The following is a 21,353-nucleotide window of genomic DNA, read 5'->3' on the forward strand; positions in this document are numbered from 1 at the left end:
GAAAAGATGGGGTTAGATTCTACTTGGATCTACGGATTTATTTATGTATTAGGAGTTTGGAATGAAGATACAATATATTATTAAATTATTATCACGATTATGTTTAGCAGGGTTATTAACAATCAATATTATTTCAGCAGCTGAATTAGCACATGATGACTTTAACTCCGGTAGTTTGGACGGATGGTCAGGCAGTGGTGTTTCAAGTAATTCAGGGTGGTTACAGATCAATCGTGACAAAACTGCTTCAAAAACCTACAATTTAGGCTTAAGCAATGCCGACAAATCTGTTACCATAAAATTACGTGTTGATGCCGTAGGTTCATGGGATGAGAGTGGGTCTTATCAAGACTATTTTAATATTTTAGTCAATGGATCGAATGTTAAAACATATTCACCAAGTGAAGGAATTTATATTTATTCTCTAACAAGCACGCTTGATTCTTCCGGAAAAATTACTTTGGATCTTAACCCTGATACAACAGCAAACAGCGAATATGCAAAAATTGATTATGTCATCATTGATGATACAGTGGATCCCACAGTATACACAACCGGTTTCCACGATTTTGACCTTATCAATCCTCCCTCTACAAGGAATATTCTAGGTAACTACGCAATTGCCGGTAACACTGTTATGTGTCTTACAGAAAAAACTACCGGATATGGCGGTACCTGTCATGGACAAACAGATTATGAACTGATAACCAGTAACATGCATGTCAGTAAATATATCGATATTGACTCAGACGCACGTACATGGGACTCCTCTTCTTCCTATATTGATCTGCCTACTTCATATAAATCCAATAACGGCAAAGGTATACTTTGGGCAGGGCTATTTTGGCAAGGAAGATTCAGTAAAGATACAAATTATCCCATGCATTACGGTATGGAAAACGGAGCCTCCTACACACTCACAGAGATGGGACAGGGTTCAGGATACGGAACCATAGATGTTTCCACACTTGAAGCCAATAAAATAAAATTGAAGGTCGATACAGGGAACTACAATGATGCCACTGCATCTAACGTATACACCTACAGCAGTTCAAACGGTACCACGTACGCCGCCTATGCAGATGTTACACAAATACTGCAAAATGCTAATTTAAATACAGGAAAACATACATTTACTGTAGCAAACCTTACGACCAATGAAGGACGAGAACCTTCTCCCGGAGTCTTTGGAGGGTGGTCACTGGTAGTGATCTATGCAGAGGACTTTACCGGTGATCTCAGAAATGTATCTATCTATAACGGATTTGTCTCTTTGGGAACGAACAATGATCCTATCAGTATTTCCGGCTTCAAACTCCCTAAAGACGGTGATGTCTCAGCACAACTCTCGGTCTTTTCAGGAGAGGGAGAGTATCGTTACGGTAGACGTCCGGGCAGTGATAAAAGCGACTGGATGAAGATCAGCAATGACGAAACCACCGGATACCAGTACCTTCCCGGAGCTACACACCCCAACAACATGTTCGATGCTGTTCTTGACGGTGTTCTACGCGATGACATAGCAGGAGAAAGCAATAATCTTCAAGTCAACAATGATGGGGTTGATATCGATAGATTTGATGTATCTCCATTGATGGAAGGCTATAGGGATGCAAATATCAATACGAACGAAGTCTTCATTAAAGTATACAGTGATAATGACTACGTTACTCCCAGTATGATCGCCTTTTCAACACAGCTTTACAGACCAAAACTCTGTTACGACTATAGTGTCAGAAAAGACGGATTTACCCTTGATGCAGAAAACAGAGATATTGTTACCGTAGGGAATGGAGAGATCGCCCTCAATGCTTCTATAAAGAGTATGGAGGGAGATTTTGACCTTGAGAACAGTAGAATGAAAGTACGTTTTACACCTAGTGAGAAAGTCAGTTTTACTGGAGCAAAATACTCTCCCAACACAGTCAATACGCTCATTCCTGCTATCCATACAGCCACATCCACCAGCCAGGAACCTGAAATAGCGATCGGAGCCAATGCTACATCAAACGGTGGTACCATAGGAAGATTTGAACGCTATTTCTCTGAATTCAAATATGATATGACTTCTGACAGACTCAACGGACATTTTGAAGTTGATCTGAATGTTACATTGGATTTTGGTTCGGGTCCTATATATAATCTCATTTCTTCAGAGAACAACTCTCTTCCAAGATGTGACCAGAACCTGACCTACAATCCGCAATGGGGTATGTTCAACGTAGAACGTACTGATAGTGCTACCTATGATCCGGTTGCACATCCGGAGCAAAGATTCCCTCTCTATACACAGGTAACAGGAAGAGATTTTGACTTCTCTGTGGTTGCATATGATGCCAATGCCACCCCTCCATACAGTCGTGAATTGACACTTTCTACTGATCTTACGGTTGATGTGGAACTCATAGATGCTTCACCTTATGATGATACCGGATCATTCTTCACCTGTGAAAATACCGATCAAAGTATTATCCAGACACTCTCAGGCGGAGTAAAAAGCTTTTTTGTCAAAGTACCTGCAGGCAGCAGCAGAGTGGATCTCAATGCCAACAATGACATTATTACAGACACTGCACTGCGCAATGCGGCATTTAGAATGTGGCTGTTGGTAGATGCAAATAAGACCATCATTCCGCATCATTGTAATAACAGAAATGATAATGCATGTTTTGAAACAGTGTATAACACTTATTTAAAGGCAGGTGATACCAACAATTATTGCAGCAGCTGCAGCAGTTATACCGGTGGGTGCTACCAGTGTCTACACGATCATTTTGCCATTCCTATCTGTTCACGGGACAACTTTTCCATCAAGCCTGCATCCTACCGTACCGTTATTTCAGATGTAAATGAATCCAACCGATCTACTGATCCTGTTCTTTTTCTCGGTAAAAACAATACAGTGACCCCTTTAACACTTTCAGCAGGTTATCAATATCGCATAGAAGGGAATGCCACACAATTCAACAGTGACAAGTTTGCAAGAGGATACAATAGAGATTTCTATACACCTTCAAACAACGACCTGATGTCCCAATTACAGTTTAATACTGCCGGTACATGTGCAGACACAAACAATACAGACTGGGGCGTCCATTTTGAAAATGGACAGATCATTGCGACAATAGACGGTACAGAAATTCAACTCTACTCAAACAATTTGCATAAACACTCCAATGTCGGTAACTATAACTACCATATTGAAGATAATAACTGGACTATAGTAGATCAGCAGAGATTCCCGTTCAAAACATTCCCTGATGTAGATGATTGTCTGCCAAATAATGCTTCCATCTCCAATAACGGCAATCAGAAATCCGGATGTGGTATAAGTTCCACACTTGCAGGCACTTCACTTACCTATATAGATATGCCTTTACGTTTTGAACCGTATGATTTCAATATCACGAATGAGAGGGTAAGCTCAAGAGCAAATCCAAACAACAACACCTATATTTACATCAGCGACCTCAATGGAAGCTTGAATATGGCAGCACAGCTTGACAGCAATATTACCGCCATGTCAAAAGACGGGAAAGTGACAACGAATTTTACCACTACCTGTGCAGCAGAAGACCTTGTGCTTAAAGTCGACCGTTCCATGATCCCAAATGAAAACAACATTACAAGTTTCCTTGGGGCAAAAACAGTATTCCAGCAGAGACTCTATTCTACTGCAGATACGAACTTCTCCATTGCCGATGATAATATGACTTTCTCAAAAACGAATTTTACAAACGATCCGACCAATAACGGAAGTGCCAATGCCAGAATTCTTTTCAACTTCCAAAGACCGACATACTCTGATCGTATCAATCCGATAGATGTGAACTTTACTGCACTGCATGCACGTTCTCCTAATGCAACATCAAACACACATATGATCCCCAATTATATTCCAGATGAAAACGGAACAGGAGTCATCAATGCAAAACGTTATTTCTATTATGCAAAAGTGGCACCAGTCTCACCTTTCCATAACACAATGCAGATCAGCTATACAGACAGAATGACCAATATCCTACGTGTATCTGTCTATTGTACAGACCCTGTAGACAGCAATGTGACCTGTGCAAATATGGGTCTCAACACAGCATTTATTGATGAATCCAATGCATTGGATACCTGGTACAGAATGACCAGCCACAGTTCAGCAAATGGAGAGGGGCAGGTAATAAAACTGACGGTTAACCCTTCATCGATCGGTTTATCTCCATCTGCGAACATTGCGTTGGACAACAACGGAAGCAGTGTTGGTATTGTTGCTTCTTATCCACTTGCAGCACCAAGACGAAAAGACGGGACAGTCACGATTTTAGCTGATCCGTGGCTCATGTATAAGCCTGATTTCATCATCTCTTTCAGGAATGAAGGATTCCGCTGGAAAGGGGAAGGTAGAACAGGGCATGTCATAGATGCCAATGCAAGCAGAGATACGAACTCCAAAAGGTTGAATTGGTAATGAAGAATATGCGTAAAGCCATTGCAATGATCGAGCTCATATTTGCTATTGTGGTCATAGGGATCATTATGCTCAGTGCTCCCATGCTTGTCAGCCGTGCCACACAAAGCAGTTACACAGGCTTGCAACAGGAGGCGATCACTGCAGCAGCGACACAGATCTCACAAATCATGACGGCTGCATGGGATCAGAATGATGCCAATATTTCAGAAGGTATGCCAGTCCTGCAAACGAGCAGTGCCGCTATTGCTAATTGTAATACTCCACTCCCCACAGGGGTAAGTAGTTCAACAGGAAGATATTGCAACGGGCTAACCACCACAGCAGGTTTTTTCAATGCAACACCTACAACCGCACTTTTAGGCAAAGAAGGAACAAAATTTGATGATATTGATGATTATGATGACAGCAATATGACCATCAGTACCTATAATGCGGAAAATATTGTGGTATCTCAAGGAGATTATATAGACAGAAAACTGCAGCTCTACTCAACAATATCCTATGGAGATGACCAACCAAGACTGGCAGACGGAACAGCATCACCGGGCGGGTATAAAACAGCTATGAATTTCAGTAACCCTTTTACGACCATTGCTGTAAACTCATCCAATATCAAGCTCATTTCAGTCACACTCAAATCAGAAAGTGCTTCTGCTGAAATAGCAGATAAAGAGATCACTCTCAGTGCGTTCATGTGCAACATCGGTGCACCGCAACAACTCATAAATAGTAACGGACCTTAATGATGAAAAGAACAGCAGTAAATAAAGTGAGAAAAGCCTTTACCCTTTTAGAAGTTGTCATGGTGATCGTTATCTTGGGTATCATATCATCCATTGCATCCACGATCATTGCCGATGTGTATGACAACTACCTAATACAACGTGCAACCTACCGGGCTTCCCTAAAAACAGAACTTGCGGCACAGCAAATAGCCAATATGCTCAGTTACAGGATCAAAAGCACAACACTAGCCAGAAATCCTGCAGACTTGAATGATTATAAACTGGTCACGGACGGGACCAACCTGAGCGATAACACACATACTGTATTAGAGTGGATAGGCTATGAGCATGACAGCTTTGAAGCAGCAAATCTCCCCGGATGGGACGGTTTTTGTGATGTCAATGCCTCTGTCACCGGAGGGAACATTGTTACTCCGGGATCTAATTTGAATCTTGCCCAAACGATCATGAATAATATTACAAGAAATGATGTACCAAACAATCAAAGTCCTGCTATTTTCTTTAATGACTATCTTTACAGGTTTACACCAGATGTTGAATACAATGTTGCCTGCATGGGACTTATAGACAACAATACAAGCTGTATCTCTTCTGTGAACTTCACAGCAAACGTGGAACAAATGAATTTTAATTTAAATGCAGCTACCCCCAATAAACTTATTGTTGAGCATTATAAACTGGCTGCTTCTGCCTATGCCCTCTGGCCGGCACCCAATCCACGCACCGGTAACTTTGATCTAAGACTTTACTACAACTACCAGCCTTGGGCAGGAGAACGTCTGGCAGCGAACAATACCTACAGCACACTTATCAGCAATGTCACAGTTTTCAAATTTGCTGAAATGGCAGATACCTTCCGATTCAAACTCTGTGCCCAGGAGAGTATCGGCACAGACTACAACATAACCATCTGTAAAGAAAAGGCGATAATCCTATGAGAAAGGCATTTTCACTCCTCACCGCTATTTTTATTATGCTCCTTATGGCAACGGTTTCTCTGCTTGTATTCAATGTAGCAGGCAAGATCACCAAAACCTCTACAGCACAATACCAGAGAGAGCAGGCCGCCCTTCTGGCAAGAAGCTATACCGAATTGGCGATCATGTCAGTGATCAATCATGACAGAAATGCTACAGGCAACTGCATACAGGACATTGACGGTGTAGTAAATGGGCTGCATCAGGGGGCTGCCGCAGGAGGAAATACGAACAGTGGAAGCGGTTATGATGTACAGACGCGTATCTACTATATAGGCAATGATCTGCCGTGTGCACAGTCAAGAAGGTTCAATAACAGTACTGCCCACAGTACTACAAAAATAGCAACATCATATAAAACGGCAGGTGCTCCGGATGAGATCGCCGCTATTATTGTTGATGTCTATGTACGATACCGGGATCCCAGTCAGGTTGATGCTTTTTTAGCTAACGGAGGTACAGCTGCCAATATACCGGCTAATGTACCCTGGGTCACTTACCATAGACGGACACTTCAAAAGATTTAAATACAAAAGTACAGGCATCTCCTCTGCCTATTTACCCTTCATTAAGTAAGTTAAGTTACAATTAAGTATAGATATTGGGATATATCTATACTACGTAAGTAAGTCCATTTCTCAAAGCGTTGCTTGGAGGAACAGCTTACAAAAAAGGATAAATCATGAATAAAAGTATTACAGGTAGACATTTCGAACTGACCGATGCCATTAAGAACTATGCAGACAATGCAATGGAGGAGTTAAAAAAATATAATCTTGATCTCATCTCAGCCAGTACGGTCATCTCAGCAAATGAAAAGAACGGGAAGAAGGGATTTTCTGTTGAGTTTATTGTTAACCTTAAAGATAAAAATACAATCGTTATTACTCAGGTAGATAAAGATGTCTATGCGGCCATAGACCTTGCTATTGAGAGAGTGAAAAAATCACTCAGACGCCATGCAGACAAGATAAAAGGTCACCGTATCATGAGCTTCAAAGATCTTGGAAGTGAAGCCGAAGCGGTATTGGAACAACTTGATTATGAAGAGCAGACTGAACCCGAGATCGTTCCTATGGAATTGGAGCTTCACAAACCTCTGGACTTTGATGAAGCCATTGAAGCACTCAAAGCTGAAAAGAAACGACAATTCATCGTCTTTAATGATGAAGAAGGACTCATGAGGGTCATGTATAAAAGAGCCGACGGGAAATTCGGACTCTATTAACGGTAGGGGCAGACCCAAGTGTCTGCCCAAGAGACTAAGAGGATAGACACATAGGTCTATCCCTACGATATTTTAATTCTATTTTTAGCTCTAGCAACCACTTCTTCATCCTCCCCCATATCTAACCACTTGAACCGTTGACCGCTCTGGATCGTTCCATCGAGTATATCGCCGCTGTCACGGAATTTCAGATCGAGTTTTGCAATATCAAATCCATTAGTGGTTTGACAAAACTGCGTAAGGCGTTCATTGGCTGGGGAATTGCTGTAGAGGTAACACCAGCTCTTCAAACCGTTACGCCCTACCCTTCCTCTGAGCTGATGCAGCGTAGCCAATCCTAAGCGTTCTGCACCAACGATGACAATAAGTGTAAGCCGAGGCAGAGAGATACCTACTTCCACTACCGTTGTAGCCAGTAAAATATCTCCTTTTTCTCTAAACTCCAGCAACACTTCCTCTTTTTGCTTGTCTTTTCCGTGGGTAACATAGACATTGTCAAACTTCTCTTCCCAAAACCCTCTGCTCTCTTCCAGTGACTGATAAGGTACTTCTGTGCTCTCTTCCACCAATGGGTAGATAATGAGCACCTGATGTTTTTTTGCTATTTCCTCTTTAACATGTGTCAACAGATTTGGGAAATCCTGTTTGGAGATAGTTCGGGTCAAAACCTCTCTCTCAAAAGGTGTGGTAGTAATAAGGCTGACATCAAGCAGTTCAGACTCCATCATTGCCTGGGTTCTTGGTATGGGCGTAGCGGAAAATTGTAAATAGTGTGGCTTTTTTTCATCCCCACCAGCCAAGGCTTCCAGACTGGCACGCTGTTTCGTACCAAAACGATGCTGTTCATCTACCATTACAAGACTTGCCTGGGGAAGATCTTCTTTGTAGAGTAACGCATGGGTACCAATGATAAAATCTGCTTCCAAATAATCACCCTCATCCTTACCCTGCATGACCAACGCAATATTCACCTCTTTTGGCAAATACTTACAGGCTTCTTCATACAGTTGTAAAGCAAGGAGTGACGTAGGTGCCATAAGTATGCTCTTATGCGGCAGTGCCATCATTACCGAAGCCAGGATCACCATCGTCTTCCCTGAACCCACATCTCCTACCACCATACGCTTGGCAGCTTTATCTTCACGTGAAAGATCTTTTTGAATAGCTTCTATCACAGTTTTCTGCTCATCGGTCAGTGTAAAGGGTAAATGCTCTACAAAAGGTTTAATATCGCCATGTAATGCCTTTAGTGCAGGGAAATCAACCTTTTTTCCCCGCAGTTTCTTCAAATGGTTAAACGCTTCTACAAACTTCAGTACTGCGATGAAATCTGGTTTAAAGCTGCCGTTTTCATATACTTCTTCCATACTTTTTGGAAAGTGTATATGCATAAGTGTTGCTACCTCTTTGGAGTCAAGCCCCTCATTAAAAAGATTTCTCTCTGTAACATAAAGCTCTACAAGAGAAGCGATCTCACTCTCCTTGAGTACGGTTTTGTATTTGGGAGTGATCTTGCCTATCTGCCTAATAGACTTTGGCTGAGACATTTGAAGATAGCCTTTGTACTCTTCGAGTTTTCCCTGTATGACATGTGACGTTCCCACTTCAAAAAGTTTATGATGGTAGGGAGTGACACGAAAGAACATAGAAGAGAGCCGTCTGCCTGACTGTGTCAGATGAAAGGTTACCCGAAGCTTACCCTGATACACAGAGCTGTCTACAACCTTTGCTTCGAGTGTATTGACCTTGCCCAGCGTCAACGTTGTTGAAAGCGTGGTATCGTTATAGGAAGCAGGGATAATGAGAGCAAGATCAAGCAAAGAGTATATTTTGAGTTTCTTGAACAGCTGTTTTGCTTCTTCCATACAGGCTTCCTATGTTTAGATAGCTAGATTATAACGAAGCTTTTTGAATATGATAAAAAATATGTCATATTGTCATATTTTTTATGTAGGGTGTTGTCCCATGACAACACCAAAAATTCAAATAACAATAAAATAATTTTTATAAATACATAGCTTTGGTGTTGTAAGGGTATAAGCATCTAAAATGCAATGCAAGCGAAGCACTAAATGCTGAGTCGTACAACACCCTACCAAATATTATTTTTTCTTCGTCACAATCGCAAATGAAAGTTCAGTCAACTCTTTATGCGACTCAATAAACGCATTCATCTCTTCAAGTGTAACAGATTCTATTTTCTTTAACTGCTCTTTGGTAAAACCAAGTGGTCTGCCATAGTAGTATTCGTTATAGGCACGGCTGAGTCTTTGGGAAAGTGTTTCGGTTCTTAAAGGTTCACTGCCTACCAAAAACTCTTTGGCAGCTTTAAGCTCCTCTGCCGTGATCCCCTTAGCCACAAAATCATCCACAACTTTCTGCACCAATGCTTTGGCTTCATCCTGTGTACTTAGTTTCGTTTGCAGATATCCGCTCAAATACGATGCTGATTTGGTACGTCTAAGTGCAGAATAAGCTCCATAGGTCAAACCTCTTTTGACTCGTATCTCTTCCATCAAACGGCTTCCAAACCCTGCACCGCCAAGCAGATACTCTGCAATCTTTGCTTTATACTGGTCTTTTTCTTTATAGGAATAGTCAAACGGTGCACCAAAATAAATGTATGCCTGCTGTGTATCTTCAGCAATATACTTTGTCTCTTTTTTATCAGACACTTTTACCTCTTTTAGAGGTTTTACAGTCACTTTGGGAAGCAGTGGCAAAATCTCTTTAAGATATTTTTCTGCCTCATCCAATGAGATATCCCCGCCTGTGACTGCAATAACATTGGTATAACCTAAATGTGTTGTAATAAAATGTTTAATATCTTCAAGAGAAATAGACTCCACACTCTGCACTGTACCATCATAAGGACGTCCGAGTGCTGCACCTTTAAAAAGCATCTCTCTGAGTTTTGTCGCTGCGAGATAATCAAAATCACTCTCTTTTTGTTTCAGCCATCCTATCTTTTGACGTTTGACCTGTGCCAATGCTTCCTTACTATAATTAGGATCTTTAAGTAACTCCTTAAATCTCTCTATGGCATAAGGAAATTCACTTTTAAGTGCTGAAACTTCCAGTACAAAACTCTCTCTGCCTACATGTGCTCCAAGCTCTACTGCATGTGCATCCAGCTTCTCTGCAAATCCAACACTGCCGTCTTTACTTGTACCTTCATTAAGAAGTTTTGCCGACATATCTGCCAAACCATCTTTAGTGTTACTCAAATGCCCTGCATTTTTAAATACCAGCTGTAGCGAGACAATCGGTACAAAATTCCCTGTCTCAAAGACTACCGGTACTTTTGTATCTTTGATCTGTATCTCTTTTACTGTTTCTGCCATCAATAATCCTTGTAATAATACACATAATAAAATAATTTTTTTCATATTTGCCTTCTCATTAATCACACAAATGTGTGTCTTGTCGTGGTGAACGCCCAGGCTAAACCATAAGGTAATTTAATCAAAAAGATTAATACCGTTCCAAGATCTCATATGCCGTATTGCGTTTTGCAGGGTTCTCTCCCACATCACGGATCAACTCTATCATCTCATTTTGGTTCATAGAATTGGCTGCACCTGCAGCAGAGACCACATTCTCTTCCATCATGGTCGAACCAAGATCATTCGCTCCAAAAAGCAGTGCCATCTGACCGATGTAACTTCCCTGGGTAACCCATGAACTTTGAATATTGGGTACATTGTCCAAAAAGAGTCTGGCTACTGCCAGGTAACGCAGATATTGATTTGGTGTGCTTCTGGTGATTGTAGGAAGTTCCCGTTTGAGCTGCGTATTGTCACTTTGGTAAGACCACATAATAAAGGCTCTGAATCCACCTGTCTCGTCTTGCAGCTGTCGTACAAGGTCAAAATGTTCTACGATCTCACGTGTACTCTCTACTGTGCCGTACATCATCGTTGCTGTAGACTTGATGCCCAGTTTGTGCGCTTCTCTGTGAACTTCCAGCCAAGTATCTTTATCGAGCTTTTTAGGAGCAATAATATCTCTTACTCTATCGGAGAGTATTTCTGCACCTGCTCCAGGGATGGAACTCAGTCCTTTGGCTTTTAGACGTGCTAAAACTTCACTGATACCCAGTTTGGAACGCTGCGCGATATAGTCTATTTCAATCGCAGAAAAACCGTGAATGGTCACTTGCGGATATTTGCTGTGGATATGTTCTACCAGATCTTCATACCACTCTATCTCAAGTTTGGGGTGTACCCCACCCTGAAAAAGTATCTGTGTACCGCCGATAGCAACAAGTTCATCTATTTTTGCATCTATTTCATCAAAAGTCAGGATGTACGCATCTTCTTTTTTCTCATGGGTATAAAAGGCACAGAATTTGCAGTCTACCCAACAAATATTGGTGTAGTTGATGTTCCTGTCCACCACAAAAGTAGTGACCCCTTTGGGGTGCATCTCTTTTTTGCGTGCAAGTGCCATTTTACCCAGAGTTTTAAGGTCAGCATTCTCTATGAGTTCTATGGCTTCTTCAATCGTCATACGTTTTGTCATATTTGCAGTCATTTTTTACCCCCGTAGGGTGTTGTGCCCCACAACACCAAATAGTTTTAATTTCCAACAGCGTGTTGTAAGGGTACAACACCCTACGAATCTTTTTCTTCACCCAGTGCATCCAATACACCATTGATGAACTTGGGTGACTTCTCATCTGCAAGCTCTTTTGCCAATTCTACCGCTTCATTGATGATAATTGCTTTGTCTGTTTTGGCTACGAGTATCTCATAAGCACCCAGACGGAGAATCGCCTTTTCAACTTTACCAATACTCTCATAATCCCACTCATCCAGATGCTTTTCTATCTCTTTGTCCAGCATTTCCATATTTTCTACGGTACCGTCAAAAAGTGTGTGGGAAAACTCTCTTTGTTTGTTACGTATTTTATCTTCTTCAAGTATTTCATCGGAGAATTTGGCGATATTTTCATTGCCTAGATCATACGCATAGAGTAGTCCTACGACTGCTGTTCTTGCCTGGTGTCTTGTTGCCATATATATTACCTTTTTATTTTATGCTTAGCTGAAGCGCCGACTCTACAATACACCATAGAGATTCACCAATTCAATAAGCCCAACCATTGCTTCAGCGCCTTTGTTCCCCGCCTTGGTTCCTGCTCTCTCGATCGCCTGCTCAATACTGTCAACAGTCAATACTCCGAATGTTACCGGTTTGCCATGCTTAAGTGCCATATTTGCTACCCCTTTGGTTGCCTCGGCTGATACATAGTCAAAATGCGGAGTTGCACCACGAATCACTGCGCCTACACAGCAAATGGCATCATATTTACCTGAAGCAAGTGCCTTATCGAGTGCAAACGGGATCTCAAAGGCTCCCGGCACCAAGATAAGGTCAAGATCATCTGCATTACCGCCATGTCGTGCATAGGCGTCCTGTGCACCCTCTACCAGTCTGTCTGTAATAAAGTGGTTAAATCTTGCATTGATGATCGCTACTTTTTTCTTTTTATCTACCTGTAGATTACCTTCTATTATTTTCATATTTTTCCTTTATTAATTGGTGTTGTGAGAGCACAACACCCTACACTATTTTATTATTCTACAATACTTCTTATCGCATCTATTTGTTTGATGAGTGCATCCAATTTGGTTAACTCTATCATATTTGGTCCGTCACTTAACGCAATGCTTGGGTCAAAGTGTGTCTCAAAAAAGAAACCATCCACCCCCACTGCTGCTGCCGCACGCGAAAGGTACGGTACAAAAGAAGAGTCTCCTCCACTGCTTGCTCCGCCGCTTGCAGGCATCTGTACGGAGTGAGTTGCATCAAAGACCACCGGAGCGAACTCTCTCATGGTCACAAGCCCACGCATATCGACCACAAGATTTCCATACCCGAAACTTGAACCTCTTTCAGTCAGCCAGACATTGTACTTTTTGGCATTTTCATAACTGACTTCGCCCTCAAAACCTCTTGTCTTCAAGACTTTTGCGACAGAATGTTCCATTGCTGCAGGTGCAAGAAACTGCCCTTTTTTAATGTTCACTACCGCTGAAGTCTGTGCAGCTGCCACAAGCAAGTCAGTCTGACGCGAAAGAAATGCAGGGATCTGAAGTACATCAGCAACTTCAGCTGCAGCTGCAGGCTGAGTATAATCATGTACATCTGTCAATATCTTATAACCAAACTGCTCTTTGACCTCTTGAAGCATTTTAAGCCCCTCTTCCAGTCCCGGTCCTCTAAAACTGTCCAAACTCGTACGGTTTGCTTTGTCAAAGCTCGCTTTGAAATAAAAATCTTTCGTACAGTCTTCGTGGTACTTCCCCAAAGATTCTGCGATACGCATTACATTGTCACGACTTTCAAGGACACAGGGTCCTGCAATTAAGATCATATTCTATCCTTTTTAGTACAGGGTTCTAATTTTTCTCTTTGGCAAAAGCAACCATTAATCCTGACACAATAACCAGGATTATACCCAAAACTGTCCAAAAATCAGGAATAGGGTCACCTAGCATCACACCAATGATCACAGCAAAGACAATATTGCTGTAACTGATCGTTCCAACAATACCCGCTTTGGTAAGTTCATATGCTTTGGTCATAAGCAGTTGTGAAATCGTTGCAAAAACCCCGACTGCCGTCACATAAAGCCATTCTACTCCTTGGGGCATCACAAATACCGCAAACATCCAGTCAAAATCTTTCGGAACAGTCACATAGGGAGTAACAAGCATTAAAAACAGAGGTGCAACAGTTCCAACTCCCATAAAAGACATGACTATGGCACGAGTATCATAATATTTTCTAAGTTCTCGTATGGAAGTATAGGCAAGTGCCGCACCAATACCGGAGAAGATACCCAAAATACTATATTTACTAAAACTTCCACCTTCTGGCTGTGCAATCAGTATAATACCGATAAACCCCAATACAATAGCAATCAGAGCAGAAGGATGCAATTTCTCTTTGAGGAAAATATAGGCAAAGATGGCAACGAATATAGGAGAGGTTTTGTTGTAAGTCACTGCTTCACCCAGTGGAATATGCGCCATAATATAAAAGTAGGCCAAAAGTGCCATAAAGCCCATACTTCCACGAAAAAGAAGCAGTAAAAACTTACCTCCTCTTTGTTTAAGAGGTACTTTCCAAATGGCAATGCCTACAAGCACTACACCAAAAATATTTCTAAAAAAAGTGACTTCCACAGGAGGCAAAATATGGCTCACTATCTTGGCAAAACCACCCATCATTGCAAACGAAAGAGAGGCAAGGAGCATAAAAAGAATACCCCTGTCCATATTTTTGATCATTTTTTTCATTTTGAACTTTTAAATTTTTGTGGAAGTGTAGCATAATTGGGTAAAATACGACCCATACATATCCCTAAAAGGCACCGCTACATACTAAGATACGACAAACTCCTCTTTGATCACGATCCTGCCATCCACATAAATAACAGCCAAAAATACATCATCTCTTTTGTAGGTTGATACACCCTTAGGTGTACCCGACATGATCACATCGCCATCTTCCAACGTCATAAAAGTTTGTATTTCCTGCAGTATTTCATTCGGTTTATAGATCATCAATGCATAGTTGGCATGTTGTGCCAACTTTCCATTGATAAAAAGTTGCATTTCAATGGTTTCTATCTTTCCGTTGAATTTTACAAAAGGGCTAAGTACAGCAGAGCCATCAAACCCCTTAGCTCTCTCCCATGGCAAGCCTTTGCTTTTCATTTTGTTCTGAATACCTGCTTTGGTCAGATCAAGCCCAAAACCGATCCCTTCTATTTGAGCATTTTGGATCAGAAAACAGATCTCACCCTCAAAACGGCAATCCTCCTGAATATATTTTAACTCAGAAGTAATCGCCGAATTCGGCTTGTTAAACAAAACCATACTCTCCGGGGTTTCATTGTTCAGCTCTTTAATATGCTCTACATAATTACGCCCTACACAGACCACTTTTGTAGGTTGGATCAAATCATCACAATAACGTATAGAATACATAACTTATACCTTATCATGTGTTTCTTTGACCACTTCTGCGATCTCATGTTCTACAGCATCAGAAATATCTAGATCATCATCAGTCAATTTTCCCGCATCTGGATTATTATAAATACCCGCATCAAATTTACCTTCACTTTTGGCAACGATCACAGATACTGCAGCATCTCCTGAAACATTGACTGCTGTACGAATCATGTCAAGCAGTCTGTCTACACCGAGAATAAGCCCTATACCTTCTACAGGAAGCCCTACTTGCGTAAATACCATAGAAAGCATAATAAGTCCAACTCCGGGAACACCTGCTGTACCGATGGAAGCCAGTACTGACATTAAAATAACGGTCAAGTATCCTGTTATCCCAAGATCTACACCATAGGCATTGGCAATGAATACTGTTGCTACCCCCTGCATAATTGCAGTACCATCCATATTGATGGTCGCACCGAAAGGTACAGTAAAGGATGCCACCGAATTATCAACCCCAAGTCTGTCTGTGACTGCTCTAAGTGTCACAGGGATCGTCGCATTGGAACTTGATGTTGAAAATGCAAAGATCTGTGTCTCTCTCATTTTCTTTAAGAATATAGCTGGACTCATACCTGAGAATATTTTGAGAATACCCATCAGTGTCACAAAAAGGTGTATCATCAATGCAGCGATCAGTACCAGTACATATCCTGCCAGATCTGCAAGAAGTCCAAGGCCAAGGTTGGCTATGGCTTTTGCAAGCAATGCAAATACCGCATACGGTGCTACTGCCATCACGATATTTACCATTTTCATCATCACTTCATTGGAAATCTCAATAAGTTCAACAATTGGTTCTGCTTTTTTCCCTACCATAAGAATGGAAATCCCAACCAAAATAGAGAAGAAAATAATTTGTAGCATTTTTCCCAGTGCCATAGCATTCACAGCATTACTTGGCACAATATCTATAAGTACACTGCTCAATGCCGGTGCCTGTTTCGCTGTAAAGGTTGCTGTGGATGTCATATTGACACCTTCGCCGATACCGATCGTTGCCGCAATAGTAATACCTACAGCAATGGCAATAGCTGTCGTAAGCATATAAAGTGCGAATGATTTTCCACCTACTTTTCCCAAAGAGCCAATATCACCAATACCAAGCACACCGGTAATCAGTGAAAAAAATACCAGAGGTACAACAAGCATTTTTAAGCCTGTTACGAACATTTTTCCTATAATATGAAAAAATCCGTTGACCACGTATTCATTGATCCATGAGCCTTCACCATTGAGTCCCAATAGATTAATGAACAATCCAACTGCAATACCTAGCCCCATACCAATGAGCACTTTGGTCGTTAAAGTCATTTTCTTTGATTCTGCCATCACATACTCCTTTTATTTAATGCGAAATAGAAGTCATCTTAAAAGATGCATTTTCATCCTATTAAGCCAAGTGATTTGATCTTGGCTTAACACGATCAAAGTACAGCAGTAGTCAAAAAAGCAAGAATTACTCTTGCTTTTTTTCATCTTAAAAATTCATATAGTAAATGATTCTGAAATCATCTCTGTCTTCACGGCCACCATTACCGGCTATACCATCGTAACGTAATGCTTCAGATGCAGATGATTGATCTTTGATAGAATACCTTACTCTGATCTTTGACCAGTCATTGATCTTATATTTTGCATCCAAATTAAATTCAGTAAAATCATCCACAAGCAAAGAGGTATCTGAACTTACATCAACATAACCAAGTTTCAGGCTTAAGCCATCAATAGGTCTTACTATAATTTGTCCGCCAAATGCTGTACTTGGTTCATATGGACCATATCCCTGTTGCCAGTCTGAATACATAGGTCCAGACTCTACTGCTTTAAATTTGTTATCGGAAATTTTGTCATAAAGTACTGCAACATCAACCATATTAAAGAACGTTGTGCCTGCTTTTGCGCCTAAAAGTACAGAATCATCTGCATTGTTATAACTATTACCACCATATTGTGCTTTAAAGTAAGTATTGGTCCCTACAGGAATCGTATATTTTAGATCAAGGTATTTATAATCATTGATCGCAACAGTAGTACCTGTATTGTCCGTATCTGAAAGTGTTTTGATATATTGACCTCTTAATGTAAGATTGTCAATACTCTTATTTTTAACATAGATATATCCCAAACCATCTTTACCCCATTTGGTATCCTGATCATCAAAACTGCTAAGCTTTGAAACAAAACCACTATAACGTTTGACATATCCTACTTCTACCATTGTATCAGGGATATCTTTATTTTGTATAATCGCAGCTTCATAGACTGAAGGCAAAAGTCTAAGATCGTGATCATTCATCAATGGTGTTGATAATCTTTGACGACCGACTTTAAACATAGTATTGCTCAATGTATATTGCAAATATGCTTCACCAAGGAAAGCAATATCATCGCCATCAGGTTGTAATAAACTTGTACCGACCCCTTCGCTTCTGTCATATATGCTAGCTACACTGTGACTTCCAAAATATGCAAGACCAAACTTGAATCCATAGTAATTACCACTCTCATATTTCATGATCCCGCCAAAAGTCAATGCCTTCGCATCCGGCTTTCCGGTTTTGTCTTCATCAAAACTTCTATCCATGTAGAAAAGTCTCATATCCGCCGAAAATTTTCCATTTTTCAATGCATCTGTAAAACTATTTGCACTTGCTGTCTGTGGTGCAGTTGTCTCCACTACCGGTTCTACCGGTGTAATATCCCCGCCTGCCATGATCATTGTTGATGCCGCGACTGATAATAGTAAACTCTTTTTCATTTTAATTCCCTTGTTTAATTTTTTACTCTGTTTTTTTGCATAAAATAGACTAATCCATATAGTCCAAAACCTATAACGTACGAAATGTACTCCGAACCTATACCAAGCCACGCACTAGTCATATTCGGTATAAGCATAAAAGGTACAACTGCCAACAATAAGAGTCTTTCGAAACCTGATGTTTTAGTGAGTACCCATCCTTGTGTTGCTGATGAAAATGCAAACATTCCTGCTACAGCAGTGATAAAAATCATCCCTATCTCTCCCGGATTAGTGATCCATTGCCATAAAGCAGGATTATTTGGGTCTGTCGCATCCACCCCCTCAATAAGCAAAAGCTTATTATTAAAGAAAAAGGCAAAAGGTAAAATAGCTGTTCTGATGTCATATGCAAATCCCTGTAAACCCGTTTTAATAGGGTCACTCTTTGCAATTCCTGCGGCGGCATATGCCGCCATTCCCACAGGTGGTGTATCATCTGCCAGTATCCCGAAATAAAACACAAATAAGTGTGCTGCAATTGCGGGAATGAGATAACCCAGATCACCAGAAAGTGACATAATCACAGGTGCAGTTAATGCTGCCATAACAATATAGTTTGCTGTTGTAGGAAGCCCCATACCCAAGATGAGAGACACCACTGCTGTGAGTAATAAGACTGCTAAGATATTTCCATTCGCAAGCTCCTCAATCACCTCAGCCAAAATAAGCCCAATACCAGTCAGTGTTACAGACCCAACTACAATACCTGCTACAGCTGTTGCAATGGCAATAGGTACCATATTCTTGGCACCGTTGATCATCCCGTGACCGATATCCACAAATCCGCTCATCCATACCTCCGTTGTCAATTCACGCTTTTCCAAAAAAGCATAGGCAGGACGTTGAAGTACCATGATCAGCATCATAAAGAATATGGCATTGAATGCTGCCATCTGTGGAGACTGTCTAAGTATGATAAGCGTATACATCAAAAAGAAGATAGGCACAATATAGTGAATACCCCCTTTAAAAATATCAAATGCACGTTGTAACTTAGAAGGATCTTCACCCTTGATACCCAGTTTCTTTGCTTCTAAATGCACAATATAAAAAAGTGCAAAATAACTGACAAATGCCGGAATAGCTGCTGCCATAATGACATCAGTATATGCCAAACCTAAAAACTCCGCAATAATAAATGCTGCAGCACCCATAATAGGAGGCATTAGCTGTCCATTGGTAGAAGCTGCTACCTCAACTGAAGCAGCTTTATATCCCGGGAAACCGAGTTTTTTCATAAGAGGGATTGTAAAAGTACCTGTGGTTACTGTATTGGCAATGGAAGATCCTGAAATGATCCCCATCATACCTGAAGCTGCCACAGATGCTTTTGCCGGTCCACCGTCATATTTACCCAAAAGTGAATAGGCCAGGTCAATAAAATACTTTCCTGCTCCTGCCCTTTCAAGCAAAGCACCAAAGAGAACAAAGAGGAAAACATAGGAAGCACTCACTCCAAGAGGGACACCGAATATACCTTCCGTCGTCAAATACATCTGCCCTACAATCTTGTTGATACTCGCACCCTTATGAGCAATCAAATCAGGCATATACTGTCCAAAATAATCATACAGTATAAAGATACCGGCGATCACAGGCAAAGCCATACCAAGGGTACGTCGTGCTGCTTTTAAAAGCAAAATCATACTTGCTATCCCCATAGCGACATCCAAATGTGACCACGCACCGCTACGTGCATTTAAAGCATCATAGTTAAAAAAGATATACAGTGCCCCTATCACAGAAGAGATACCCAGAGGAAAGTTATACCAGGGAATACTGCTCATGGTTTTAGGGGTTCTGAACATCGGATACATGGCAAATGCCAATGCCAAAGCAAATGCCAGGTGGAAAGACCTGACAAAGACACTGTTAGTCGGTACCACAACAACATAAAGCTGATATAATGACCATAAAAATGCAATTACAGCAATCATCCAATGCTGCCAGGTACCCTCTTTCAGATTTCTCTGACCCTCAAGTTCTTCTACCAGTTTCTCTTCAGTTTCAATGAATGCTTCATCTATATGTTGATTTTCTTTCATAGCGTTTCCTTATTTTAAAAGACCCGCTTCCTTAAATGCCTTGATCGCACCCGGATGCTGTGGTACAGCCAAACCATCTAAAAGCGACTCTTTTGTAATGGTTTTATATGCCGGATGAAGCTTTTTAAATTCATCGAAATTATCTAGGATTGTTTTGGCTACCGTATACACTATTTTATCATCAATACTATCTTTGGTAACTAAAACTGCTTTCACCCCAATACTTGGTGTATCATGCTTCACACCTTTGTAAAAGGTACCAGATATCACACCTTTTGCATAATAGGAATATTTTTTTACCAAAGCATCAATAGGAGCACCTTCTATAGGTACCAAGTCAATATCAACTGAATTCGAAGCATCTTTAATATTTGCTGTCGGGTGCCCAAATACACCAAAGTACCCATCAATTTTGTTATCTTTAAGCATTGTTGGTCCCTCTGATGATTTAAGCTCATTCGCAAGTGCAAGATCTGAATGTTTGATTCCAAATGCTTCAAGTACGATATCTGTTGTCATTCTTGTACCGGATCCGGGGATATCAATATTTAGTTTTTTACCTTTGACATCTTTCAATGACTTAATACCCGATGATTTTGTTACAACAAACGCTAAAAGTTCAGGATAAATAGCCAATACTGAGCGTAAACCTTTAATTGCCTTACCCTTAAACTTACCTTCTCCATTGTATGCTTGATAGGCAGTATCACTTTGGGCAATACCAAAATCAAGTTCATTGGCATTGATTGTATTGACATTGTAGACTGATCCACCTGTAGACTCTACTGAGCATCTGATCCCTGTCGTTTTTCTATTTTTATTCATCATGCGACATATCGCACCACCTGTGGGGTAATAAGTACCGGTAACTCCTCCGGTACCTATAGTAATAAACTGTGTGGCAAAAGCCGGCACACCCATTGCTGCGATCAACGCAGTACTCATGATCATTTTTCTCATAAAATCCTCCAAATTTCGTATTTATATATGTATCGCCCATAAAGACCGATACACAAAGTATACTTTATAAAAATAGCTTCAAAATAGCATAATGGAAAA

17 protein-coding genes are annotated in these 21,353 nt (G+C 40.8%); 5 read left to right on the plus strand and 12 right to left on the minus strand.

Annotation, left to right across the window (positions count from 1 at the left end; translation table 11 throughout):
- The first annotated feature begins 61 nt into the window (after window positions 1–61).
- The 5 genes from MVE01_RS02550 (at window position 62) to hpf (ending at window position 7,416) form a co-directional block, all read left to right on the plus strand.
- On the plus strand, window positions 62–4,462 hold the full coding sequence (locus tag MVE01_RS02550) for a hypothetical protein (RefSeq protein WP_472560592.1): 4,401 nt from the start codon (window positions 62–64) through the stop codon (window positions 4,460–4,462).
- Window positions 4,462–5,208 carry a hypothetical protein gene (locus MVE01_RS02555; RefSeq protein ID WP_472560593.1) on the plus strand — a complete coding sequence of 249 codons (747 nt, stop codon included), beginning with the start codon at window positions 4,462–4,464 and terminating at the stop codon, window positions 5,206–5,208. Before MVE01_RS02550 ends, MVE01_RS02555 begins: the two co-directional genes overlap by 1 nt.
- Window positions 5,208–6,149, plus strand: a complete 942-nt coding sequence (locus MVE01_RS02560; RefSeq protein ID WP_472560594.1) for a type II secretion system protein — start codon at window positions 5,208–5,210, stop codon at window positions 6,147–6,149. The genes MVE01_RS02555 and MVE01_RS02560 overlap by 1 nt, the downstream gene beginning before the upstream one ends.
- Entirely contained in the window at window positions 6,146–6,715 is a 570-nt protein-coding gene (locus MVE01_RS02565; protein ID WP_472560595.1) for a type II secretion system protein, read from the plus strand. Before MVE01_RS02560 ends, MVE01_RS02565 begins: the two co-directional genes overlap by 4 nt.
- A 155-nt stretch (window positions 6,716–6,870) precedes the next feature.
- Window positions 6,871–7,416 carry a ribosome hibernation-promoting factor, HPF/YfiA family gene (gene hpf, locus MVE01_RS02570; RefSeq protein WP_472560596.1) on the plus strand — a complete coding sequence of 182 codons (546 nt, stop codon included), beginning with the start codon at window positions 6,871–6,873 and terminating at the stop codon, window positions 7,414–7,416.
- Between the two features lie 62 nt (window positions 7,417–7,478).
- Here hpf and recG read toward each other — a convergent pair whose 3' ends face one another.
- From recG to MVE01_RS02630, 12 genes are all read right to left on the minus strand, one after another.
- Window positions 7,479–9,281 carry an ATP-dependent DNA helicase RecG gene (gene recG, locus MVE01_RS02575; RefSeq protein WP_472560597.1) on the minus strand — a complete coding sequence of 601 codons (1,803 nt, stop codon included), beginning with the start codon at window positions 9,279–9,281 and terminating at the stop codon, window positions 7,479–7,481.
- Between the two features lie 237 nt (window positions 9,282–9,518).
- Window positions 9,519–10,760 (minus strand): M16 family metallopeptidase, encoded by a 1,242-nt coding sequence (locus MVE01_RS02580; RefSeq protein ID WP_472560598.1) that lies wholly within the window; start codon window positions 10,758–10,760, stop codon window positions 9,519–9,521.
- A gap of 130 nt (window positions 10,761–10,890) precedes the next feature.
- Window positions 10,891–11,952 (minus strand): dehypoxanthine futalosine cyclase, encoded by a 1,062-nt coding sequence (locus tag MVE01_RS02585; protein ID WP_472560599.1) that lies wholly within the window; start codon window positions 11,950–11,952, stop codon window positions 10,891–10,893.
- An 80-nt stretch (window positions 11,953–12,032) separates the two neighbouring features.
- The gene (nusB, locus tag MVE01_RS02590; protein WP_472560600.1) at window positions 12,033–12,437 is read right to left on the minus strand and encodes a transcription antitermination factor NusB; all 405 of its coding nucleotides are present in this window, start codon (window positions 12,435–12,437) and stop codon (window positions 12,033–12,035) included.
- Between the two features lie 42 nt (window positions 12,438–12,479).
- A complete protein-coding gene (gene ribH, locus MVE01_RS02595; RefSeq protein WP_472560601.1) occupies window positions 12,480–12,944 on the minus strand; it encodes a 6,7-dimethyl-8-ribityllumazine synthase in 465 nt (154 codons plus the stop codon).
- Window positions 12,945–12,997: 53 nt separating this feature from the next.
- Window positions 12,998–13,798 carry a 3-deoxy-8-phosphooctulonate synthase gene (gene kdsA / locus MVE01_RS02600; RefSeq protein ID WP_472560602.1) on the minus strand — a complete coding sequence of 267 codons (801 nt, stop codon included), beginning with the start codon at window positions 13,796–13,798 and terminating at the stop codon, window positions 12,998–13,000.
- A 25-nt stretch (window positions 13,799–13,823) separates the two neighbouring features.
- Window positions 13,824–14,726 carry a DMT family transporter gene (locus MVE01_RS02605; protein WP_472560603.1) on the minus strand — a complete coding sequence of 301 codons (903 nt, stop codon included), beginning with the start codon at window positions 14,724–14,726 and terminating at the stop codon, window positions 13,824–13,826.
- Window positions 14,727–14,810: 84 nt separating this feature from the next.
- Entirely contained in the window at window positions 14,811–15,419 is a 609-nt protein-coding gene (locus tag MVE01_RS02610) for a fumarylacetoacetate hydrolase family protein (RefSeq protein WP_472560604.1), read from the minus strand.
- Between the two features lie 3 nt (window positions 15,420–15,422).
- Window positions 15,423–16,778: a dicarboxylate/amino acid:cation symporter gene (locus MVE01_RS02615; protein ID WP_472560605.1), complete on the minus strand. Its 1,356-nt coding sequence runs from the start codon at window positions 16,776–16,778 to the stop codon at window positions 15,423–15,425.
- 148 nt (window positions 16,779–16,926) lie between these two features.
- Window positions 16,927–18,207 (minus strand): OprD family outer membrane porin, encoded by a 1,281-nt coding sequence (locus MVE01_RS02620; RefSeq protein WP_472560606.1) that lies wholly within the window; start codon window positions 18,205–18,207, stop codon window positions 16,927–16,929.
- A gap of 14 nt (window positions 18,208–18,221) precedes the next feature.
- Window positions 18,222–20,294 carry a TRAP transporter permease gene (locus MVE01_RS02625; protein WP_472560607.1) on the minus strand — a complete coding sequence of 691 codons (2,073 nt, stop codon included), beginning with the start codon at window positions 20,292–20,294 and terminating at the stop codon, window positions 18,222–18,224.
- 9 nt (window positions 20,295–20,303) lie between these two features.
- Window positions 20,304–21,254: a TAXI family TRAP transporter solute-binding subunit gene (locus MVE01_RS02630; RefSeq protein ID WP_472560608.1), complete on the minus strand. Its 951-nt coding sequence runs from the start codon at window positions 21,252–21,254 to the stop codon at window positions 20,304–20,306.
- Window positions 21,255–21,353 lie beyond the last annotated feature (99 nt).

The organism is Sulfurovum sp. (assembly GCA_026990595.1).
Lineage (GTDB): Bacteria > Campylobacterota > Campylobacteria > Campylobacterales > Sulfurovaceae > Sulfurovum.

What these genes read in the sequence shown, in the direction of transcription:
- recG (WP_472560597.1), bottom strand. Translation starts at nt 9,281, where the DNA reads ATGGAAGAAGCAAAACAGCTGTTCAAGAAACTCAAAATATACTCTTTG.
- ribH (WP_472560601.1), bottom strand. Translation starts at nt 12,944, where the DNA reads ATGAAAATAATAGAAGGTAATCTACAGGTAGATAAAAAGAAAAAAGTA.
- MVE01_RS02555 (WP_472560593.1), top strand. Translation starts at nt 4,462, where the DNA reads ATGAAGAATATGCGTAAAGCCATTGCAATGATCGAGCTCATATTTGCT.
- MVE01_RS02560 (WP_472560594.1), top strand. Translation starts at nt 5,208, where the DNA reads ATGATGAAAAGAACAGCAGTAAATAAAGTGAGAAAAGCCTTTACCCTT.
- MVE01_RS02550 (WP_472560592.1), top strand. Translation starts at nt 62, where the DNA reads ATGAAGATACAATATATTATTAAATTATTATCACGATTATGTTTAGCA.
- hpf (WP_472560596.1), top strand. Translation starts at nt 6,871, where the DNA reads ATGAATAAAAGTATTACAGGTAGACATTTCGAACTGACCGATGCCATT.
- kdsA (WP_472560602.1), bottom strand. Translation starts at nt 13,798, where the DNA reads ATGATCTTAATTGCAGGACCCTGTGTCCTTGAAAGTCGTGACAATGTA.
- MVE01_RS02625 (WP_472560607.1), bottom strand. Translation starts at nt 20,294, where the DNA reads ATGAAAGAAAATCAACATATAGATGAAGCATTCATTGAAACTGAAGAG.
- MVE01_RS02580 (WP_472560598.1), bottom strand. Translation starts at nt 10,760, where the DNA reads ATGGCAGAAACAGTAAAAGAGATACAGATCAAAGATACAAAAGTACCG.
- MVE01_RS02610 (WP_472560604.1), bottom strand. Translation starts at nt 15,419, where the DNA reads ATGTATTCTATACGTTATTGTGATGATTTGATCCAACCTACAAAAGTG.
- nusB (WP_472560600.1), bottom strand. Translation starts at nt 12,437, where the DNA reads ATGGCAACAAGACACCAGGCAAGAACAGCAGTCGTAGGACTACTCTAT.
- MVE01_RS02605 (WP_472560603.1), bottom strand. Translation starts at nt 14,726, where the DNA reads ATGAAAAAAATGATCAAAAATATGGACAGGGGTATTCTTTTTATGCTC.
- MVE01_RS02630 (WP_472560608.1), bottom strand. Translation starts at nt 21,254, where the DNA reads ATGAGAAAAATGATCATGAGTACTGCGTTGATCGCAGCAATGGGTGTG.
- MVE01_RS02615 (WP_472560605.1), bottom strand. Translation starts at nt 16,778, where the DNA reads ATGGCAGAATCAAAGAAAATGACTTTAACGACCAAAGTGCTCATTGGT.
- MVE01_RS02565 (WP_472560595.1), top strand. Translation starts at nt 6,146, where the DNA reads ATGAGAAAGGCATTTTCACTCCTCACCGCTATTTTTATTATGCTCCTT.
- MVE01_RS02620 (WP_472560606.1), bottom strand. Translation starts at nt 18,207, where the DNA reads ATGAAAAAGAGTTTACTATTATCAGTCGCGGCATCAACAATGATCATG.
- MVE01_RS02585 (WP_472560599.1), bottom strand. Translation starts at nt 11,952, where the DNA reads ATGACTGCAAATATGACAAAACGTATGACGATTGAAGAAGCCATAGAA.